At 29.4% G+C, this 19637-nt stretch carries 15 protein-coding genes, 1 other RNA gene and 1 pseudogene; 14 read left to right on the plus strand and 3 right to left on the minus strand.

Annotated elements, in window-relative coordinates; genetic code table 11:
* The first annotated feature begins 52 nt into the window (after nucleotides 1-52).
* The 11 genes and pseudogenes from dnaG to Q5O44_RS04600 all read left to right on the plus strand — a co-directional run bounded on the left by dnaG (nucleotide 53) and on the right by Q5O44_RS04600 (nucleotide 9066).
* Nucleotides 53-1834 (plus strand): DNA primase, encoded by a 1782-nt coding sequence (dnaG, locus tag Q5O44_RS04550; RefSeq protein WP_022167208.1) that lies wholly within the window; start codon nucleotides 53-55, stop codon nucleotides 1832-1834.
* Nucleotides 1835-1860: 26 nt separating this feature from the next.
* Nucleotides 1861-2976, plus strand: a complete 1116-nt coding sequence (gene rpoD / locus Q5O44_RS04555; protein ID WP_022167209.1) for an RNA polymerase sigma factor RpoD — start codon at nucleotides 1861-1863, stop codon at nucleotides 2974-2976.
* Nucleotides 2977-3079: 103 nt separating this feature from the next.
* A pseudogene (locus Q5O44_RS04560) lies at nucleotides 3080-3301 on the plus strand (IS607 family transposase); the annotation flags it as partial.
* Between the two features lie 77 nt (nucleotides 3302-3378).
* Complete coding sequence (locus Q5O44_RS04565) at nucleotides 3379-4494, plus strand: RNA-guided endonuclease TnpB family protein (protein ID WP_022167210.1); 1116 nt, start codon at nucleotides 3379-3381, stop codon at nucleotides 4492-4494.
* Between the two features lie 176 nt (nucleotides 4495-4670).
* A complete protein-coding gene (locus Q5O44_RS04570; protein WP_022167211.1) occupies nucleotides 4671-5366 on the plus strand; it encodes a class I SAM-dependent methyltransferase in 696 nt (231 codons plus the stop codon).
* A gap of 20 nt (nucleotides 5367-5386) precedes the next feature.
* Entirely contained in the window at nucleotides 5387-6169 is a 783-nt protein-coding gene (locus tag Q5O44_RS04575; RefSeq protein ID WP_291660927.1) for a Nif3-like dinuclear metal center hexameric protein, read from the plus strand.
* 78 nt (nucleotides 6170-6247) lie between these two features.
* Nucleotides 6248-6463 carry a hypothetical protein gene (locus tag Q5O44_RS04580; RefSeq protein WP_022167213.1) on the plus strand — a complete coding sequence of 72 codons (216 nt, stop codon included), beginning with the start codon at nucleotides 6248-6250 and terminating at the stop codon, nucleotides 6461-6463.
* A gap of 45 nt (nucleotides 6464-6508) precedes the next feature.
* An RNA gene (gene rnpB / locus Q5O44_RS04585) (RNase P RNA component class A) lies at nucleotides 6509-6876 on the plus strand.
* Nucleotides 6877-7063: 187 nt separating this feature from the next.
* Nucleotides 7064-7522 carry a thioesterase family protein gene (locus tag Q5O44_RS04590; RefSeq protein WP_022167214.1) on the plus strand — a complete coding sequence of 153 codons (459 nt, stop codon included), beginning with the start codon at nucleotides 7064-7066 and terminating at the stop codon, nucleotides 7520-7522.
* A gap of 137 nt (nucleotides 7523-7659) precedes the next feature.
* Nucleotides 7660-8298: a hypothetical protein gene (locus tag Q5O44_RS04595; RefSeq protein ID WP_022167215.1), complete on the plus strand. Its 639-nt coding sequence runs from the start codon at nucleotides 7660-7662 to the stop codon at nucleotides 8296-8298.
* A gap of 123 nt (nucleotides 8299-8421) precedes the next feature.
* Entirely contained in the window at nucleotides 8422-9066 is a 645-nt protein-coding gene (locus tag Q5O44_RS04600; RefSeq protein WP_022167216.1) for a pentapeptide repeat-containing protein, read from the plus strand.
* 47 nt (nucleotides 9067-9113) lie between these two features.
* Here Q5O44_RS04600 and Q5O44_RS04605 read toward each other — a convergent pair whose 3' ends face one another.
* The 3 genes from Q5O44_RS04605 to Q5O44_RS04615 form a co-directional block, all read right to left on the minus strand.
* Complete coding sequence (locus Q5O44_RS04605) at nucleotides 9114-10085, minus strand: alpha/beta fold hydrolase (protein ID WP_022167217.1); 972 nt, start codon at nucleotides 10083-10085, stop codon at nucleotides 9114-9116.
* 96 nt (nucleotides 10086-10181) lie between these two features.
* Nucleotides 10182-11732, minus strand: coding sequence for a ClC family H(+)/Cl(-) exchange transporter (locus tag Q5O44_RS04610; RefSeq protein WP_022167218.1), 1551 nt, complete (start codon nucleotides 11730-11732; stop codon nucleotides 10182-10184).
* 536 nt (nucleotides 11733-12268) lie between these two features.
* Nucleotides 12269-13606 (minus strand): DDE-type integrase/transposase/recombinase, encoded by a 1338-nt coding sequence (locus Q5O44_RS04615; RefSeq protein WP_022167219.1) that lies wholly within the window; start codon nucleotides 13604-13606, stop codon nucleotides 12269-12271.
* Between the two features lie 280 nt (nucleotides 13607-13886).
* Here Q5O44_RS04615 and Q5O44_RS04620 point away from each other — a divergent pair, with 280 nt between their 5' ends.
* The 3 genes from Q5O44_RS04620 (at nucleotide 13887) to Q5O44_RS04630 (ending at nucleotide 19636) form a co-directional block, all read left to right on the plus strand.
* On the plus strand, nucleotides 13887-15965 hold the full coding sequence (locus Q5O44_RS04620; protein ID WP_022167220.1) for an RND family transporter: 2079 nt from the start codon (nucleotides 13887-13889) through the stop codon (nucleotides 15963-15965).
* Entirely contained in the window at nucleotides 15966-18467 is a 2502-nt protein-coding gene (locus tag Q5O44_RS04625; protein WP_022167221.1) for a hypothetical protein, read from the plus strand.
* 203 nt (nucleotides 18468-18670) lie between these two features.
* Complete coding sequence (locus Q5O44_RS04630; RefSeq protein ID WP_022167222.1) at nucleotides 18671-19636, plus strand: Ig-like domain-containing protein; 966 nt, start codon at nucleotides 18671-18673, stop codon at nucleotides 19634-19636.
* The last annotated feature ends 1 nt before the right edge of the window (nucleotide 19637 follow it).

Genomic DNA, 19637 nt, shown 5'->3' on the forward strand with positions numbered 1-19637 from the left:
GTCGAATTATATAATGTGCATTAATTAAATAAAAGTAGGGAGGGGAATCTCCTTGCAGATTTCAGAAGAAATTATCCAAAAAATTAAAGAACAAAATGATATAGTAGATATTATTTCAGAAACTGTTAAGTTAAAAAGAACAGGAAGAAACTTCAGTGGATTATGCCCATTTCATAATGAAAAAAGCCCATCCTTTTTTGTATCACAGGAAAAGCAGATTTATAAATGTTTTGGATGTGGTGAAGCGGGTAATGTAATTTCATTTGTCATGAAGACAAAGAATATGCAGTTTTTAGAAGCTTTAAGGTATCTTGCAGATAGGGCGAATATTCATTTGGATTTTGGAAATAAAGAAAATAATAAGACTGCACAAAAAAAAGATTTGTTATATAAGATAAATGTAGAGGCAGCAAGATTTTTCTTTTCAAATTTAATGAATAATCAAAAATCTAAAGAATATTTCTTAAATAGAGGAATAAGGATTGAAACCATAAAAAGGTTTGGTTTAGGTTATGCAAATGATAGCTGGAATAATCTTATTTATCATTTAAGAAAAAGAGGTTTTTCTGAGGAACTTATGGCTGAAGCAGGATTAATATCTATTAACAAAGAAAAAGGAACAAAATATGATAGGTTCAGAAATCGTGTAATGTTTCCAGTGTTTGATTATCGAGGAAAAGTTATAGGATTTGGTGGAAGAGTTTTAGATGATTCAAAACCTAAATATTTGAATTCACCAGAAACTTTAGTTTTTCAAAAAGGAACTAATTTGTATGGTTTGAATTTTGCTTTAAAAAGCAATATGCAAGAAAGATATTTTATTATAGTTGAAGGTTATATGGATTTAATTGCTTTACATCAAAGTGGAATTACTAATGTAGTAGCCTCTTTAGGAACAGCACTAACCATAAATCAGGCTAGGTTATTAAAGCGATATGCTGATAAGGTAGTAATATCATATGACGCTGATATGGCAGGACAAATGGCAACTATGAGAGGACTTGAGATACTTAGAAATGCAGGTTTTGATGTACGAGTTTTATCCATACCAAAAGGTAAAGATCCAGATGAATTCATAAAAAGTAATGGTAAGGAAGCATTTTTAAAATTAGTAAATACCGCAGAGCCTTTGATAGATTACAGGCTTAGAAAAGCTGAAGAAGGTATTAATTTTAGAGATACTGAAGCAATAATTAAATACTCACAAAATGTTATGGAAATTATTGCAGATCTAAACCCTTTAGAGAAAGATGTATACATAAAAAAGGCATCTGAAAATACAGGAATTAAAGAGCAAGCTTTATATGATATTTTAGGTAAAAAGCTAAATGGTGCTATGGACAATAATAAAAACAGATTTATTAGTGAAAATGAAAAAAAAATACATGCCGAAGCAGGATATATAAAGGCAGAAAGATCATTACTTAAGTTTATGATTACAGAAGCAGAGTATTTATTCTACATTATGGAGAGAATATCTAAAAAAGACTTTATTTTGGAAGAACATAAACAAATTTTCACTGTTATTATTGAGGGTAAAGGGGAAAATATTAATAATATTATATCTTACTTAGAGTCCAAATTGAATTCTGCAGAAACAATTGCAGAATTGGTAAAAATTAAAGAATGCAAAATATTCTTAGATGGTGATGTTAATAAGCAAATTGATGATTTTATTCATGAAATAAAAACTCAAAATTTAAAAATAGAAATTGAAAATCTAAAAAGACAGCAAAAGGTATTAGAAGGTAAAGGCGAAGTAGAAGAGTCCATTAAATTAGCTATTAAATTATCACAATTAATGCAACAGTTAAATAATGGAAAAAGAGGGTAAGTGGTCATGAAGGAGGTAATTGATTAGTGGAAGGAAAAACAAAAGCAAACGCAGCTAAGGAAAAAGAAAATAAAGATAGAAGCAGTAAAATGGTTATTGTTAAGAATTTAATTGAAAAAGGTAAAAAGAATGGTACACTAACATATAAAGAAATAATGGATGAAATAGATCATATAGATTTAGGGCCTGAACAAATTGAAAAGATTTATGAAGTTCTTGAATCAATGGGAATTGAAGTTCAAGGAGATATGAATGAAGTTAGTGGTGTTGAGGAAGAAGAATTAGATTTAGATTTATCAATACCAGAAGGTGTTGCAATTGATGATCCTGTAAGAATGTATCTTAAGGAAATTGGTAAAGTGCCACTACTTTCTTCAGAAGAAGAAATAGAATTAGCTCAGAAAATAGAAGAAGGAAGCCAATACGCAAAGAAAAAACTTGCAGAAGCTAACCTTAGACTTGTTGTTAGTATTGCAAAAAGATATGTTGGTAGAGGAATGTTATTCTTAGATTTAATTCAAGAAGGAAATTTAGGTTTAATTAAAGCTGTAGAGAAATTTGATTACAGAAAAGGATATAAATTCTCTACTTATGCAACATGGTGGATTAGACAGGCGATAACAAGAGCTATAGCTGACCAAGCTAGAACTATTAGAATACCTGTACACATGGTAGAAACTATAAATAAGCTTATAAGAGTACAAAGACAATTACTTCAAGAGTTAGGAAGAGATCCATTCCCAGAAGAAATTTCAAAAGTTATGGATTTACCTGTAGAAAAGGTAAGAGAAATTCAAAAGATAGCTCAAGAGCCTGTTTCATTAGAAACACCTATAGGTGAGGAAGAAGATTCACACTTAGGAGACTTTATACCTGATGATGATGCACCGGCACCAGCTGAAGCTGCAGCCTTTACAATGTTAAAGGAACAATTAATCAATGTTTTAGATACATTAACACCTAGAGAAGAAAAAGTACTTAGATTAAGATTCGGATTAGATGATGGAAGAGCAAGAACATTAGAAGAAGTAGGAAAAGAATTTAATGTTACTAGAGAAAGAATTAGACAAATTGAAGCAAAAGCTTTAAGAAAGCTAAGACATCCATCTAGAAGTAAGAAATTAAAAGACTATTTAGATTAAGAATTAGCACCTTTAGGTGCTAATTTTTATGTTTTATGATTAGTGGAAAATAATGAGAGAATAAAAAGTATTAAAAGACACATTAATAAATAAAATAGGTTAAACAGTTCAAACACTTAGAAATGGGGATAGTAAAGGAACTTTAAAACCACATCATGCAACAGAAGGGAGAACAAGATATTATTCCCAAGAACAACTTAATAATTTTTTAGGGTTAAAACAAGGTAAACAACTAAATATAAAGACTATTGGATATTGTAGAGTTATCTTACATAAACAAAAAGATGATCTTGAAAGACAGGTCGAAAATGTAAATATATATATATGTTTGCGTATTTAGTTGTGGCCTTCAGGGCAAAATAGCCAATAAAGCTAAGAAAATTATTAAGGAGTTTTTGAAAGATGATATTGGCGAAGAAAGTTAGGCTATATCCAAGTGAAATACAAGAGCAAAAATTGTGGCAATCAGTAGGAACTGCAAGGTTTATATATAATTGGACATTATCAAGACAAGAAGAAAATTATAAAAATGGTGGTAAATTTATTTCAGATAATGAATTAAGAAAAGAGATTACTCAACTTAAAAAAGATGAATTATCATGGCTTAATAAAGTATCTAATAACGTAGCGAAACAAGCCGTTAAAGATGGTTGTGATGCGTATAAAAGATTTTTTAAAGGGCTATCAGATAAACCTCGATTTAAGAGTAGAAGAAAAAGTAGAAAATCCTTCTACAACGATAACTGGAAGCTAAAAGTTAAAGAAGGAAAGCTTGTTAATATTGAAAAAGTTGGCTGGATAAAAACTAATGAACAAATACCTATTGGTGTTAAATACAGTAACCCAAGAATAAGCTATGATAATAAATATTGGTATATTTCAATAGGTATAGAACAAGAAGAAATTCAAGAAGAGCTAACAGATGTATCACTAGGTATTGATTTAGGATTAAAAGAACTTGCTATATGCTCCAATGGAAAAGTATATAAAAATATTAATAAAAGTTATGTAGTTAGAAAAATTGAAAAAAGATTAAAAAGACTACAAAAACAAGTAAGTAGAAAGTACGAACAAAATAAAAAAGGAAAGGAGTATGTCAAAACTAAAAATATTATAAAACTTGAAAAACAGATACAACAAGTATACAGAAGATTGGCTAACATTAGAAGTAATTATCTTCATAAAACTACAACAAGTATAGTGAAAACCAAACCATACAGAGTTGTAATAGAAGATTTAAATGTTAAAGGAATGATGAAAAATAAACATTTATCTGATGCTATAAGAAAGCAAGGTTTCTATGAGTTCAAAAGGCAACTGGAGTACAAGTGTAAATTTAGAGGAATTCAGTTGGTAGTAGCAGATAGATTTTATCCGTCATCAAAGACTTGTAGTCAATGTGGAGAGATTAAGAAGGATTTAAAACTTAAAGATAGAGTTTATAAATGTAGTTGTGGTCTATCTATTGATAGAGATTTAAATGCAAGTATTAATCTTTCAAGATATAAATTAGCATAATATCATTAACAAGATAATGCTGATATGTAGGATGCGTTGTATCCGAATTTACGCCCTTGGAGAGTTATATCAAACGAAAGTAGATTGCTATATATAGTTTTCAAAATCGCACTCGTGGAACAGGGAATTAAACAAGATTTATAGATATTTATAAAGTTTTGGCAACGGTACAAAAAATGGATGTAAGTAAAAGAATAGATTTTATAGTTGATAACTTAGATAAAGTTGAATGTTTAGCTGATATAGGAACTGATCATGGATATGTTCCCCTTTTAGCTTTAGAAAGAGAAAAGGCCAATAAAGTAATTGCATGTGATATAAATAAGGATCCTTTAGATAAGGCTAAATTAAATGCTATTCTTGAAGGTATAGTTGGAAATGAAATAGATTTTAGGTTAGGTTCTGGACTAAAGCCATTGGAAATGAAAGAGGCTAATTCAGTGGTTATTGCTGGAATGGGCGGAAATTTAATAAGAGATATTCTTGAAGCTGATATGGAAAAGGTCAATTCATTAGAATCATTAATATTAGTTCCAGCACAAAATCCAGAGGTTTTAAGAGAATACTTATATGAAAATAATTATGAAATAATTAAAGAAGATTTATGCTTTGATGAAGGCGTTTATTATGAATTATTTAAAGTTAGAAGAGCAGAAGGTCATGCAACTGAACTAGATAGCATCTATTATGAAATAAGTCCAATGTTATTAAGACAAAAACATCCTTTAATGAGAGAATATTTAGAAAGTAAAATAAAAAACTATTCTAAAATATTAGGATTCATATCTGAAGATAGCGAAAGTGCTATTTTAAGAAAGAAAGAAGTAGAAGAAAAAATAAGTATCATAAATTCCATGATGAATTATTTATAAAATAAGGTGATATAATTATGATGTTATTAAGTGATATTATAAAATCAATAGAAGATTTTGCACCTAAATATATCAAAGAAGATTTTGATAATGTAGGATTAATGGTAGGAGATAAGAAGAGAGGTATTTCTAAAATATTACTTGCTCTTGATTGTACAAATGAAGTCATAGAAGAAGCTAAAATAAATGGTGTTGATTTAATTATTACTCATCATCCATTAATTTTTAGAAAACCAAGTAGCATAACAACAGATACTTTGCAAGGAAGTAAGATTATGGAGCTTATAAAACATGATATAGCATTATACTCTGCTCATACTAACTTGGATAGTGCTGAAAATGGGATGAATGAAACTATAGCAAAATTAGTAGGTTTAAAAGAAAGTAAGCTTATAGAAGTAAACTTTAAAGATAATAAAGCTGGAATAGGAAGAATAGGCTTATTGGAAGAAGAAGTTTCTATAGAAAGATATGCTAAAAAAGTGATGTCATCATTAGGTATTAATCATGGAAGACTTGTAAAAGGTAATGAAACTGCTAAAAAGATTGCAATAATCAATGGGAGCGGACAAGATTTCATAGGTAAAGCAGTAGCCATGGGAGCAGATACTATAGTGACAGGCGATACTACATATCATTTTGCTTCGGATTATAAAGAAATGGGAATAAACATTATAGATATAGGGCATTTTGGATCAGAATGGACTGTATTCCTAAAGGTTATGGAAAACATATATAAAGACTTTAAAGATGTAGAAGTTATGGAAAGTAAAAAATGTCAAGATCCATACACATTTATATAAATAGTTATTAAATAGAGCGAATTACGCTCTATTTTTGCATATAAATAAGTATAAGCAAGATTTTATATGGAGGAACATATGTCTAAGAAAACAGATTGGGGCAAAGTGGTTAGAGACACAGTTAATGATGTAATTTGTGCAATTAAAAACAGCCCTAAAGTACCAAGTACTCCAAATCCAAGAGCACGTATTTGTGTATTGGTTTTAATGATATTGACTCTTTTGTTATCTGGCATAAGTTTTTACAGTTGGTTAATAATAATAATGCTTTTTATAATTTTACAATTTATCTAAAAAAACATTTGTTTTATTATTGAATTTATGATAATATAAATCTTGCGAGTGATACATGCAATCGCTGCTAGCTTTAAGCTAGGAGAGGAAAGTCGGAGCTCCAAAGGGCAGGGTGCTGGCTAACGGCCAGTCAAGGCGACTTGAAGGATAGTGCAACAGAGATATACCGCCAGAAAATCTTAGGATTTGAGTTTGCTTAAAGCAACTGGTAAGGGTGGAAAGGTGATGGTAAGAGCTCACCAGCGGTATGGAGACATATCGGCTATGTAAACCCCACCTGGAGCAAGACCGAGTAATGGCTTTATGGGGTGGCCCGTCCCGCCATGTGGTGTGTCGCTTGAGCTTGCTGGTAACAGTAAGCCTAGATAGATGATTGCTTAATACAGAACTCCGCTTATGGATTATCTCGCAACATGAAAAGCATTAGGGAATACCTAATGCTTTTCTTTTTGCTTTAAACTATAAAAGTTAATAAAATAGGAATGTAAAAATGTTTGAAAATCAAAATAATTTTTCGTATAATCTTATAATCTTGAAAAAGTTAATATATAATAATGTTATGATAATATTTTCCATATATGGAGTAAAGGAGGGGGTTTTGTGATAATAGAATTATACAATCATAAAGCACAATATTATGAAACCGATCAAATGGGAATAATTCATCATTCAAATTATTTAAGATGGTTTGAAGAGGCAAGGGCGGATTTGATGGAACAGGTTGGATTAGGTTATAATAAGCTAGAAGAACTAGGGATTATATGTCCAGTATTATCAGCTTCTTGTGAATATAAAGGAATGGTAAGATACAACGATGATGTAATAATTATTCCAAAAGTGGAAAAATTCAATGGTGTGAAGATTACCTTATCATATAAGGTAGTAGACGCTAAGACAAGAGAGATTAAGACTACAGGAGAAACAAAACATTGTTTCTTAGGCAGGGATCATAGACCAATATCACTAGCAAAAGAATGTCCAGAAATATATAAACTTTTCAAAAGTTATGAAGGTGTAGATATTGAAAAAAATATAGAAGAAAAAGAAGATATAGTCTAAAAGTATACATTTGAAAAAATAAAAAAATATTGTAATATAAATATATATTAGGATAAAATATGTATTTTTAATAACATACTTAAAAAAACTTAATATAAGGCGATAATAAAATAAGAAACTTCTAAGGAGAAACAAATATGTATAAAATAATTGATTATATAGAATCTAATGATTTTGGAGAGCTTGAATCATCAATTAAGCATTTTAATGGTAAACCTAGAGTTACTTTGAATTATATTTTAAAAAGTAATAGTAAAAGGCAAAGAAAGCTTAAGGTTATCACTATCGAAAAGGAAGACCAATGGTTTAAATTAAGTAGTATATTAAAGATATCTAAAAGAAGATATCAAAAAGTTATAGAAATACATGAAGATGAGTTTGAGGTAGTGACTGCCAATATTCAATATATTATTAAAATGTTTTTTGAAATAAAAAGATGGTTTAATTCAATTGTAGAATTTCATTTCATAAAATTCCCTAATAATATTAAGGTATTTAATGACTTAGACTTTATTTATGGCAATGAAGACATTAGTTATAGGTTTTCGTTAAATCCTGGAGGACTTTTAGTTAGAGTGAAATTATTAAATTATTCTAAGGATGCTATAGAACTGTTACAATATATATCGGAAAACTGTAATATGTATGGTGGGACATGCATTATTGAAAATACCAATGAAAATAAGAAAGATATATTTGCAAGGACAGAAGGATATATAGAACCTAAGAAAAAAAGAATAGAATTTAGTGATGAAGAAATTAAAATTACAACTTAAAAAGAATTTTTAAATAAAGCTTTTTAGATTATTTCGTTGACTTTTGCCAAAACTACATATACTATACATAAAGAAGCATTGGTATTAATATGCCAATTAAAAGTTATATGTATGGAGGCAGTAATGGCAATAAATAGAAGTACACCAGAAAACTTTGTTTATGATAATACAAGTAAAATTAATAAAAATTTTGTATATAAAAATTTAAAAAGAAGCAAATGCTATAATTGTGATTTTTCAGGATCAAATTTTGATTTTACTAGCTTAAGGGGAGCTCATTTCAAAAAGTGTAATTTTTACAGATGTAGTTTTAAAGAAGCTGAATTTATAGGATCAAATTTAAAGGGATGTAAATTTAGAGAAGCTATGTTTGAAGATGCAATTTTTGAAGGTGCAAGTCTTGCAAATGTAGATTTTAGAGATGCTAAATTTATCAATACAATTTTTGTAGGTTGCGATTTAAGTACAGTAAAGAACTTTGATATAAACAGTCCTAAAATTAGAGTTTATGATGAAATGCCAAAATTAGATATTAGTAATGAATTAGAAAAGGCAATTCTTTCTGCAATGGAAAATCAATATATTAAGAAATCTAGAGTGCTAGATACAAAAGAGGGTTCAATAAACGGATTATCAATACTGATATTAAAGGAAAGATTTTCAGAAGAAACGTTAATTAAAGGTATGAAACATATAAAAGAAAATATTGATAGAGATTTCCATACTTTAAGTTATATTTCAAGAATTATTAAAAGTATAGATAAATAGAAAATTATAAAAGCTATCTTAATTTAAATAGAAGATAGCTTTTTTTATTATTTTTTAATTAAAGAATTAGTATTAATATCACTTAATGCTTCAAAAAATAATTCAGGTTCATCCATCATGGTCATGTGACCAGCATTAGGAATAACATATAGTTTTTTATATGGAGCATCAATTTTATTAAAGTATTTACTAGCTATATTATATGAAGTTTGCCAGTCATTATCTCCTAAGATATAAAAAATAGGTACTTCATATTTTAATGGTTTTGAATAAAGAGTAAAGTTTTCTAAAAATTTATAAATAGATTTATTAGCGTTGTAAGAGTTTAAGTAAGCTTTAACGTCACTTAATTGAAAAATAGGACTTTTTATAAAGTTTTTAATAAGTGAAAAATTAATATTTATTGCTAAATTATATTTGGCCTGTATCTTTCTAAACTTGCGTATGGTTTTAGTAGAAGTCAAATCTAATTTTTCACCAGGATATTCACCTAATGAATTAAGTTTTTTTAAGTCATGTTTGTTATTAGCTTTTAAGATAGCTTCTTTAGTTTTATCATAAGCTACTTTTTCATTTTCCAACATATCTACAACTTGTCCTACTCCTATATAATACTCTATATCTTCAGGGTGAGATTGTATATATAAGCTTCCTAAAATACTACCCCAAGAGTGGCCTAATAAAATAATTTTCTTTTTATTATATTTTTTCTTTAAATAATCACATATTTCTTTTAAATCATTAAGTAAAATTTCTGTGGTTGGAAATGTATCTTCATCAGGATTTTCAGTAAGGGTTTTTCCAGCACCACGTTGATCCCAATGAACAACTGTGAAGATATTTTCCCATTTTTCTTGAAAAGTATATGAAAATATTGATTCAGCAGAACCAGGACCACCATGCAAAATTAACAATACTGGATTTTTGTAGTCTGTACCACAATGGAATAAATATTGTGATATTCCGTTAATAGGTATATATTCTTCAAAATAAATTAATTTATTGGTGTTATTTTTCATTATAAACCTCCTAATGAAAAAAATAATCTACAAAGATAATATTACCATAAAAATACAAAAATGGAATAATAAAACATTATTCCCTTTTGAAACATGTTATTTTTCAGTTAATTTATCCATTAAATTTCTAATTTTCCATTCGTCTTTAAGATCTGTCATAGTAAGAATTTCATCACCAGCTTTAATTATTGTATTACCATTTGGCGTGATAGATATTTCACCACGATTTATGGATACAACTAATGTGTTTTCAGGAAGATTAAGATCTTTTATAGCCATTTTTTCTATTGTTGAGCCATAGTGAACCATATTTGTGATTATTGTTTTTTTCTTGCTATTTTTATGATATTCATTAATGTTATTTTTAAGTAGTAGATTTTCCATTAATGAATCATAAATAGGAGCACTATCTAATAAATCAGCAATGATATAAGCAATGATTGATACTATTGATAATGGAAGTAGGTGGTTAAAAGAACCTGTCATTTCAATAATTAAGATTATACCTGTTATAGGAGCTCTTACAATAGCAGTAAAGTATCCAGCCATGGATAATATGATAAAAGTTGTAAAATTGGTTTCATTGATACCAAAAGAATTTATGCATATATATCCAAAAATTGAACCTATTGAGCCACCAATAATTAGTAGAGGAAAGAATATTCCACCAGGAGCACCTGAACCAAAACTAATTATTGAAAATAATAATTTACCAATAAAAACTAAAAATAAAAGCAATAATGTATTACTTAGTGAAAATTCTTCAAGAGCTGCATGGCCACCACAAAGTAATACTGGAAATATCAATCCTAATATACCAGCTAAAGCAAATGGAATTAATAATTTGGTAGAAGTAGATACCTTAAGTTTACCATATAGCTTTTGAGTAAGTAATGTTGCCCAGTTGTAAAAGGCACCAAGCACTCCAAGGAGTACACCAAGAAAAAGTAAAAGCCAATAGTTTTTTAATGGTAATGCAGTAGTTGAAGTAAAATTAAACACAGGATTTAAACCAAAAAAGTGTTTAGATATAAAATCGGCAGCTACAGCAGCTACTGTTGTAGATAATAAAACAACAGGAGAAAAATATTTATATATTTCTTCTAAGCAAAAAAGCACTCCAGATAAGGGAGCATTAAAAGCTGCTGATAGCCCAGCACTAGCACCACTGCTTATTAAAAGGCGCCTTTGTAGCCTTGAACTATTAAAAAATTTGCTTATTAGGTCACCTGTACAAGCACCAAGCTGTACAGAAGGGCCCTCACGACCTAAAGAAAGACCACTTAGGATTGAAAGAGTTCCACCAATAAATTTATTTATTATGGTACTTAGTGGTCTGTTTTTTATATATCCGCCTATGATAGCTTTTATTTGGGGAATACCACTGCCGCTGATGTAGGGTTCTTTATCAATTAATTTACCTACTATGTATGCAATGATAAATAATACTAAAAACCACAGAGGAATAGCCCATTTATTTTCTGAGATATATTCATAAATATTAAAGGCTATTTTTTCTGCATATGATAATGAAAATCGATATAATATAACAACTAATGATGTAATAATACCAACTATCAATGATTTTAGCACTAAGGCTATTTTTTCATGTCCAGAATCAGTAATGATATCTAAATTGTTATTCATAATAAAATCACCTCTAAAGATAGTATACATTAAAATATCTTTAATATCATAATTTATAGAATAGTCTGAAACATTTATTTTTAGTTAAAAAATATTTCTTAATTAAAAATAACTTTTACAAATTTGTAAATATAATAAAAAAATAAATTTTATAAGAAATAGGCTCTTTTTAGCTTGATACAGAAAAAATTAAAATTAATTAATAAAAAGTTAATAAAAATTAGTACTACTAATTAAAAACAAAGATATAAGCTGTTTAATAAAGAATTACAGTGATAATCAAGCAAAATAAAAGTTGGATAGATTAAATGTAAAAAAATACCATAAAATTCCTTTTGCTTAAACTAACTAGTCAGTTTAAAATGTATCACAACGGATAGTGTAAAGTTTCGTATGAAAAAATAGCATAGGGCTAATTTGGCATAATAATGGAAAAATAACTTTGCAATATCAATTAAAATTCGAAAATTGAATATGACAAAAAGACCTTCGGTATCGGAGGCAAAAATTAAATCAATATTTAATTTTATAGTTTATCAAGAAGTTTTAGATTCTTGCATATTTAATATGGTTTGTTGACCGAGATTGATAAGAATTTGCCATTTTGCTGGCATGTTATCAGCGATATTTAAAGCATCCAATTCATTTAAAGGACGATGATAGTTATATGGGTGAGGTCTTAAAAAGTTATAATAAGCAACCCAAAGAGAGAATCCATAAAGAGCACCTTCATCACTTCCATAGCCACAAGTAACTCTATAGGAAGATTTGAAGGTACGATTTAGACGCTCTACTACTTGCTTAACCCAACGGAATTCTTCAGATACTGGATCTTCATTAGTAAGGTCAATAACTTGAGTTAGATTAAATTCTTTATTTTCTTCTAATTCAAATTGTTGCTTCGCTAACGGGTAAGCGCTATAAGCATCGGCAACGAAGTTCAAAGCTTTTCCTGGAAATTTTTTGAACTTATCAAAAGCCATACGCATTGCTAATATACAAGGACCTGTAGCTCTTGTATCAGATACTTGATAACCTAGAATAGACTTTTTACAAGCATCCATTACAATCCAAACATAATGCTTAATTCCTTTAACTTTTATATAAGTTTCATCGGCAGAAAGTATTTTAGATGGTTTGTAATTAAATGTATCAACAAATGGTTTAATGACAGCGGCTGCTGTTAAAGCATAATTAGCAACAGTTCTATGTGATATTTTTATTCCATGAACTTCTTCTAAAACATGTGCAGTTTGTCTTGTAGACATTTTACAATTAACGTGATAAGTAAGGCATAATCCCATTATATGAGGATTAAACTTTTTAAAACTAAATCCTGCAGCATGTTTTGAAATTGGATATAAATCCATCTTAAAGAAGTTAATATTGAATTCACGGTATATATAGTGAAGCTTGTATTTATATTTATGGGCAGGATCAAGATCCTTAGGAAGTTTCTTAATGTTTCTTTGATAATATGAGCATTTAGAATTATTACATTTATGTATTTTAAACTGCTTACGCTGCTTTTGCTCAGTAAGGGTAGCACCACAGTAAGGACAAATAAATACTAATGGTTTAGTAGCATAATTAGCTTCTTTAAATGTAAGTTGACAAACTTTACACTTAAACTGACCTTTATTGCCATTGTTATCGTAAATATATTCATGAGGTGCACCACATTTAGGACATTTAGTTTTTTTAGGAATAGACTTACCGTTCCGTCTTTGGACGGGTTTTAAGGTCTTGTTATATTTATGTTTGTAATAAGCTAAAAGTAATTTATAATCTACCTTTTCAAATTTAAGTATTGTAGGTAGTCTATCTACTTTGAACTTTTGATATTCAGGGCTATTTGAATCATCAAATATCATTTGTTTTAGTGGTATGTGTTGTGAAATAAATAAAAGTAATTCACCGATAATGGTAATTAAATATTAATTATATATAAGTAAATAAGTTATAATTGAATCCATGATAACGACAACCTTTCATTGTTGATTTTGTTTGGTCAGAGATTCAATTTTAACATGAAATTAGGGGGTCGTTGTTTTTTTTATGCAAAAAACTTTCGAAACCTTGATATATAAAGATTTTAAAATAAAAATAGTGTAAAAAACTTTACACTAACTCACAACGAGAGGGGGAATAGAGATGAATAAAGTATCAAAGGCCATAGCCCAAAGTAGGATGCTTATATTAGTAATAGCATTTCTTTTATTAATACCATCAGTATTGGGATATTTAAAGACAGATGTTAATTATGATATTTTAGGATATTTACCAGATGAATTAGATACGAGGATTGCACAATCCATTTTAAAAGATGATTTTGATTGTGGATCATTAGGAATGCTTATAGTAGAAAATATGGAAGACAAAGAGGTAAGCAAATTAAAAGAAGAAGTTAAGAAGGTAGAAGGGGTTAATGATGTTATCTGGATTGATGATGCAATAGATTTATCTGTACCAAAAGAAATTTTACCAGAAGATATCAGAGATATTTTCTATTCAGAAAACTCCACATTAATGATAATTAAATTTGCTGGCACAGATGCCAGTACTGAAACAGAAAAGGCTTTAAGTGATGTCCGTAAGATTGCTGGGAAACAAGCTTTTCTTAGTGGCGTAGCAGGGGTGATAAAGGATACAAAAGATTTGGCCAATAAAGAAACTCCTATTTATGTACTGATAGCAGTAATATTATCAATTATAATCCTATCAATTACCATGGAATCATATGTAATACCAATTGTTTTTTTATCAAGTATAGGAATAGCAATTATTTATAATATGGGATCAAATGTGATCTTTGAAAATATATCTTATGTAACTAAAGCTTTATCAGCAGTACTTCAGCTTGGAGTTACCATGGATTATTCAATATTCTTGCTTCATAGGTATGATGAGGAGAGGGAAAGTAGAGAGAATAAGGTTGAAGCCATGGCTAATGCTATTGAAGCTACCATAGAATCTGTTGTGGGGAGTGCTTTGACAACAGTAGCAGGTTTTTTAGCACTATGTGTTATGGATTTAGCTTTAGGAAAAGATATAGGATTAGTAATGGCAAAAGGCGTTGTTATAGGAGTTGTTTGTACAATTACCATATTGCCAGCTTTAGTTTTAACTTTCGATAAAGTAATTCATAAGTACAAACATAAAAATATATTACCTACTTTTCAAAAAAGCAGTAGTTTTATTATTAAACATCATAAAGTAATAGTTTTAATTTCTCTATTGATATTAATTCCAGCAGCTATAGGTAAGGAAAAGGTTAGTGTTTATTATAATCTTGATGAGTCACTGCCAGATAATTTACCTTCAATAGTTGCTAATGATAAGTTGAAGAATGAGTTTAATATGGTATCAACCAATATTATCTTGGTGAGTGATGATTTAGATAGATATAAGGTTAAAGAAATGGTTAAAGAATTAAATAATGTAGATGGTGTTACCATGGCGGCAGCATTAGAATCTGTATTAGGATCTAGAATACCAGAAAACTTTTTGCCTAATGAGTTATTAGAACAGGTAAAGAAAGGTGGCTATGAAGGAATTATTGTCAATTCAAAATATAAATCAGCTACCAATGAAGTGGCAGTGCAGTTAGATGAAATTAATGAGATTGTGAAGAAATATGATCCAGAAGGATTAGTTGGAGGGGAAGCACCACTTACCAATGACCTTGTAACAATAGCCGATAGTGATTTTAAAAAGGTGAGTATATTTTCAATAGTAGCAATATTTTTAATAATTATGGTCATATTTAAATCTATATCAGTACCAGTTCTATTAGTGCTAGCCATAGAACTAGCTATTTTTATAAATCTTGGAATACCGTATTACACAGGTACCACAATTCCATTTATTTCATCAATCGTAATAGGAACAATACAATTAGGAGCTACAGTAGATTATGCAATACTTCTTACTTCAAGATTTAAAGAAGAGTTATCAAACACTAATGATAAGAAGGAAGCAATGATAAAAGCATTACAAAGTTCATCAAGATCAATAATAACTAGTGCATTGACATTCTTTGGAGCTACAGCAGGAGTAGGGATTATTTCAGAATTGGAAATGATAAGTTCACTATGTGTGTTGATGGCCAGAGGAGCAATAATAAGTATGCTAGTTATACTATTTGTATTACCAGGAGTTTTATTAATGTTTGAAGGTATAATTGTAAAAACAAGTAAATATTTTATAATGTGTAAGAAGGAGGAAAAGTAAATGAAAAGAAAGTCATTATCTAAAAAATTAGTATTTTTAGTTGTTATGGCAACAACAATGAGTAATTTTACTGCTTATGCAGGGGAAATGCATAAGGATGAAACTGTATATGTAATTTTAGATGAAAATGGAAAACCAACAAGTAATATTGTATCAGATAAAATAAGTAGTGATGAGGTATTAGGTGAATTTGAAGATAAATCATCTTTGAGTAATATAAAAAATGTTAAAAGTGATGAGAAAGCGAAGATAAATGGTGAGACTTTAAAATGGAATGTTAATTCTAATGAATTATATTATGAAGGCAATAGTGAAAAAGAGCTTCCTTTAAATATAGAAATAAAATATGAATTTAATAATAAAGAAGTGGATCCTAAAGATGTTTTAGGCAAAGAAGGATCATTTAAGATAAGTATTAATGTAAAGAATAATAAATATGAAACAAAGAAGATTAAAGGAGAAGATAGAAAGATATATCTTCCAATATTGACAGCCACAGAATGTATATTGCCTAATGATGTTTTCTCTAATATTAAGGTAAGTGCAGGGAAGATTATAGATGATGGAAGCAATTCAATGATAACTTTAATTTCCATACCAGGGTTAGAGGAGTCTTTGAATTTAAATGAATTAACCAAGGGTATTAAGAAAAAGGAAAATATTTTTGATATTCAGTTAAAGGATAGTATAGAGATAGAAGGAAATACTACAGATTTTCAAGTACCTTATATAGCATTAGTGGGTACAGTTATTAATGAAGAACTTGATGGATTAGATGAAGTAGAATCTTTTTCAGATATAAAAGATAAATTAAATCAATTAGAAGAAGGTGGAGAGGAACTACTAAATGGACAAAAAGAGTTACAAGAAAATTACATTTTATTCGATGAAGGGGTAGACAAGGCTGCTTCAGGCAGTGAAGATTTAAATAGTGGATTATCACAGTTAAATGATAAGATTCCTACAATAAAAGCTGGAATGATAGAATTAAGGGATGGAATAAATCAATTGTATGGAAAGTCTCCTGAATTAGTTCAGGGTATTAAGGATATGAGTGATGGAGCAAGAGAATTAAATGATGGTATTAGTCAAATAAATAATAAAGCACCGGAATTATATAATGGAACAACAGAACTAAATAGTGGATTAAATGAATTGCAAAGTAAGATTCCAGGACTTGAAGGAGGAATAACTGCAGTAGATAATGGAATAAATACTGTCAATGATAATATGCAAACATTAGCTGCTGGCGCTACTTCATTAAATGAAGGGTTAGCAAGTTTAAATGATTCAGAAAGTATATTTACAGAAGGGGTAAATGGATTTACATCTAGTATAAAGAGTTTAAGAGATGGATATAATCAAATAGATTTTGGTATTAAGGCAGCAAAAGATGGCAGTTCCCAACTTAAGATTGGACTAAGTGAAGGAATAAATGATATAGGACGTCTAAGAGATTCTACTGATACTATAGATGGTTTAAATCTTCAAATAAATCAGGTATATGAAGCTATAAAAGAATCAAATCCAGAGGCAGCAGAACAATTACTTAATATAAGTAATTCTTTAAGTTATGTATCAACAGCACAGAGAGAAGGAATAGATGAAGTTATAAGTAAATCTAATGAAGCATTATTAGCAGCAGGTCAGCTTGAGGGAGGGCTAAGTGAAGTGTCAGAGGGCTCTAACTCTTTTATGGAAAATTTTGATGCTCTTGTTAATGGAGCAGATAATATAAATACAAGTGCTTTGCAAATTAAAGAAGGAGTTACTAATTTATATGCTGGAAGTAATGATTTGGTAAATGGAGCTAATGAATTATATGTAGGAACAAGTAATTTAGCAGAAGGAAGCTCAAGTTTAAAAAGTGCTTCTGGTGAATTGGAATCAGGAGTAAATAGGTTAGCGGAAGGAAGTAGTAAGTTAGTTGAAGGAACTAGTACTTTCAAAGATGGAGTAAGTAGGCTGGCAGAAGGAAGCAATAGCTTGTCAGAAGGAGGAAAGACATTAGAGTCTGCTTCAAGCGAATTAAGTACAGGCGTTGAAGCCTTGGCAAAAGGAGGAAATGAACTTGCTGATGGAGGATCAGTGTTAAGTGATGCAGTAGGAAAGCTTGCTGAAGGTAGTAGTGAATTAGCAGGTGGTACTAGCACACTGAGAGATAAATCAAAACAGGTGTTAGAAGCCACAGGTAAGCTTGTGGATGGAACAAAGCAGATAAAAGAAGAGGGGCTAGATCAAATTTGTAATTTGGGAAATGAGGCAGTAGATTCTATAGAGGAATTGAAAGATGTAAAAAATGAGTTAGTGAAAATGGCAGATGACTATGGATTATACTCAGGAATAAATGAAAATATGACTGGCAATATTAAATTTATTATGAGGACAGAAGCCATAAAAGCAGAAAATAAAAAGAGTAGTAAAGTAGAGAATAAAAAAACAGTTAAAACAGATGATGAAGGATTTTTTAGTAAATTATTAGCTAAATTTAAAAATCTATAGATAATTTAAAGGAGCTGAGCACTAATTATTTAGTGCTACAGTTCTTTTTTCTAAAAAAGGAATAAAAAAAATAATTGGAAAATAATATAAAATATGGTAATATAAACTATAGAAAGTGAATCTATATTAAAAAATAAAAGTTGGTTTAAAGGGGATGAAGGTATTTAAAGCAGGCTTAATTTTAATTTGTGGGAGGAATAAGAATGAAAAGAAAATTAATTTTAATGGCAATAATTGCTTTTAGCGGATTTTCAATAGAAGCCAATGCAGCAGTAAATGATGAAGCCTTATCTAATGTGCAAAATAAGATGATAGAGTATATTAATAATTACTCATTTACTAATAATGCCGATGAAAGTGCAACAGAAGGTACAACTAATAATACAGTTGATTTTAATTGGAGCGATTATGTAAATAATGCAGGTAATGTTTATAAAGATGCAGTAGAGCAAATTGTAAGTGAACTTCCTGAAATAACTGTTCCTGAAACATCAGTACAGTCCCCAGAAACTTCAGAAGCACCAGATATTTCTGTTACACCAGACATTACAGAAGATTCAGGTAGTATAAATGAAGATGTATTAATACAACCTTTTGTAATTGATAATATATTAAGGATTGTTCATGTAGGAGAAAGCTATACAATCAATGTATTACATTCACCTGGTGAAGTAGTATTTACCAGTAGTAATCCAGAAGTAGCTACAGTTGATGGAAATGGAAATGTAGTTGCTATAGCACCTGGTAAAGCATATATTACAGTTTCTACAGCTGATAGTTGTAGAACTAGAAAAGCAGTTGTAAGGGTTTTAGGAGAAAATGAACTTCCAGATGTTGATTTACCAGATACTGATAACGATATTAATATTGATACTGACATTAATATTGGTAATGATAATAACATTAATATAGATATAAGTATAAATAAACCATCAGGTAATTGGCCATCAATTAATTGGCCAACAGGCGGAACAATAGGCGGAACAACAGGTGGAACAATTGGAAGCTTAGGAAGTGCTAATAAGATATCAACTACACCTACAACATTAAGTAGTACTAAGGGAACATCAACTTCAACATTGCCTAATACTGGTGCACCAATACCAGTGGAAGCAATTGGGGTACTATCATTATTAGGTGGTTTAGGAATTTATAAGAAGAGAAAATAAT

Source organism: Clostridium sp. CAG:221 (assembly GCA_000435835.1).
Classification (GTDB): domain Bacteria; phylum Bacillota; class Clostridia; order Clostridiales; family Clostridiaceae; genus Clostridium.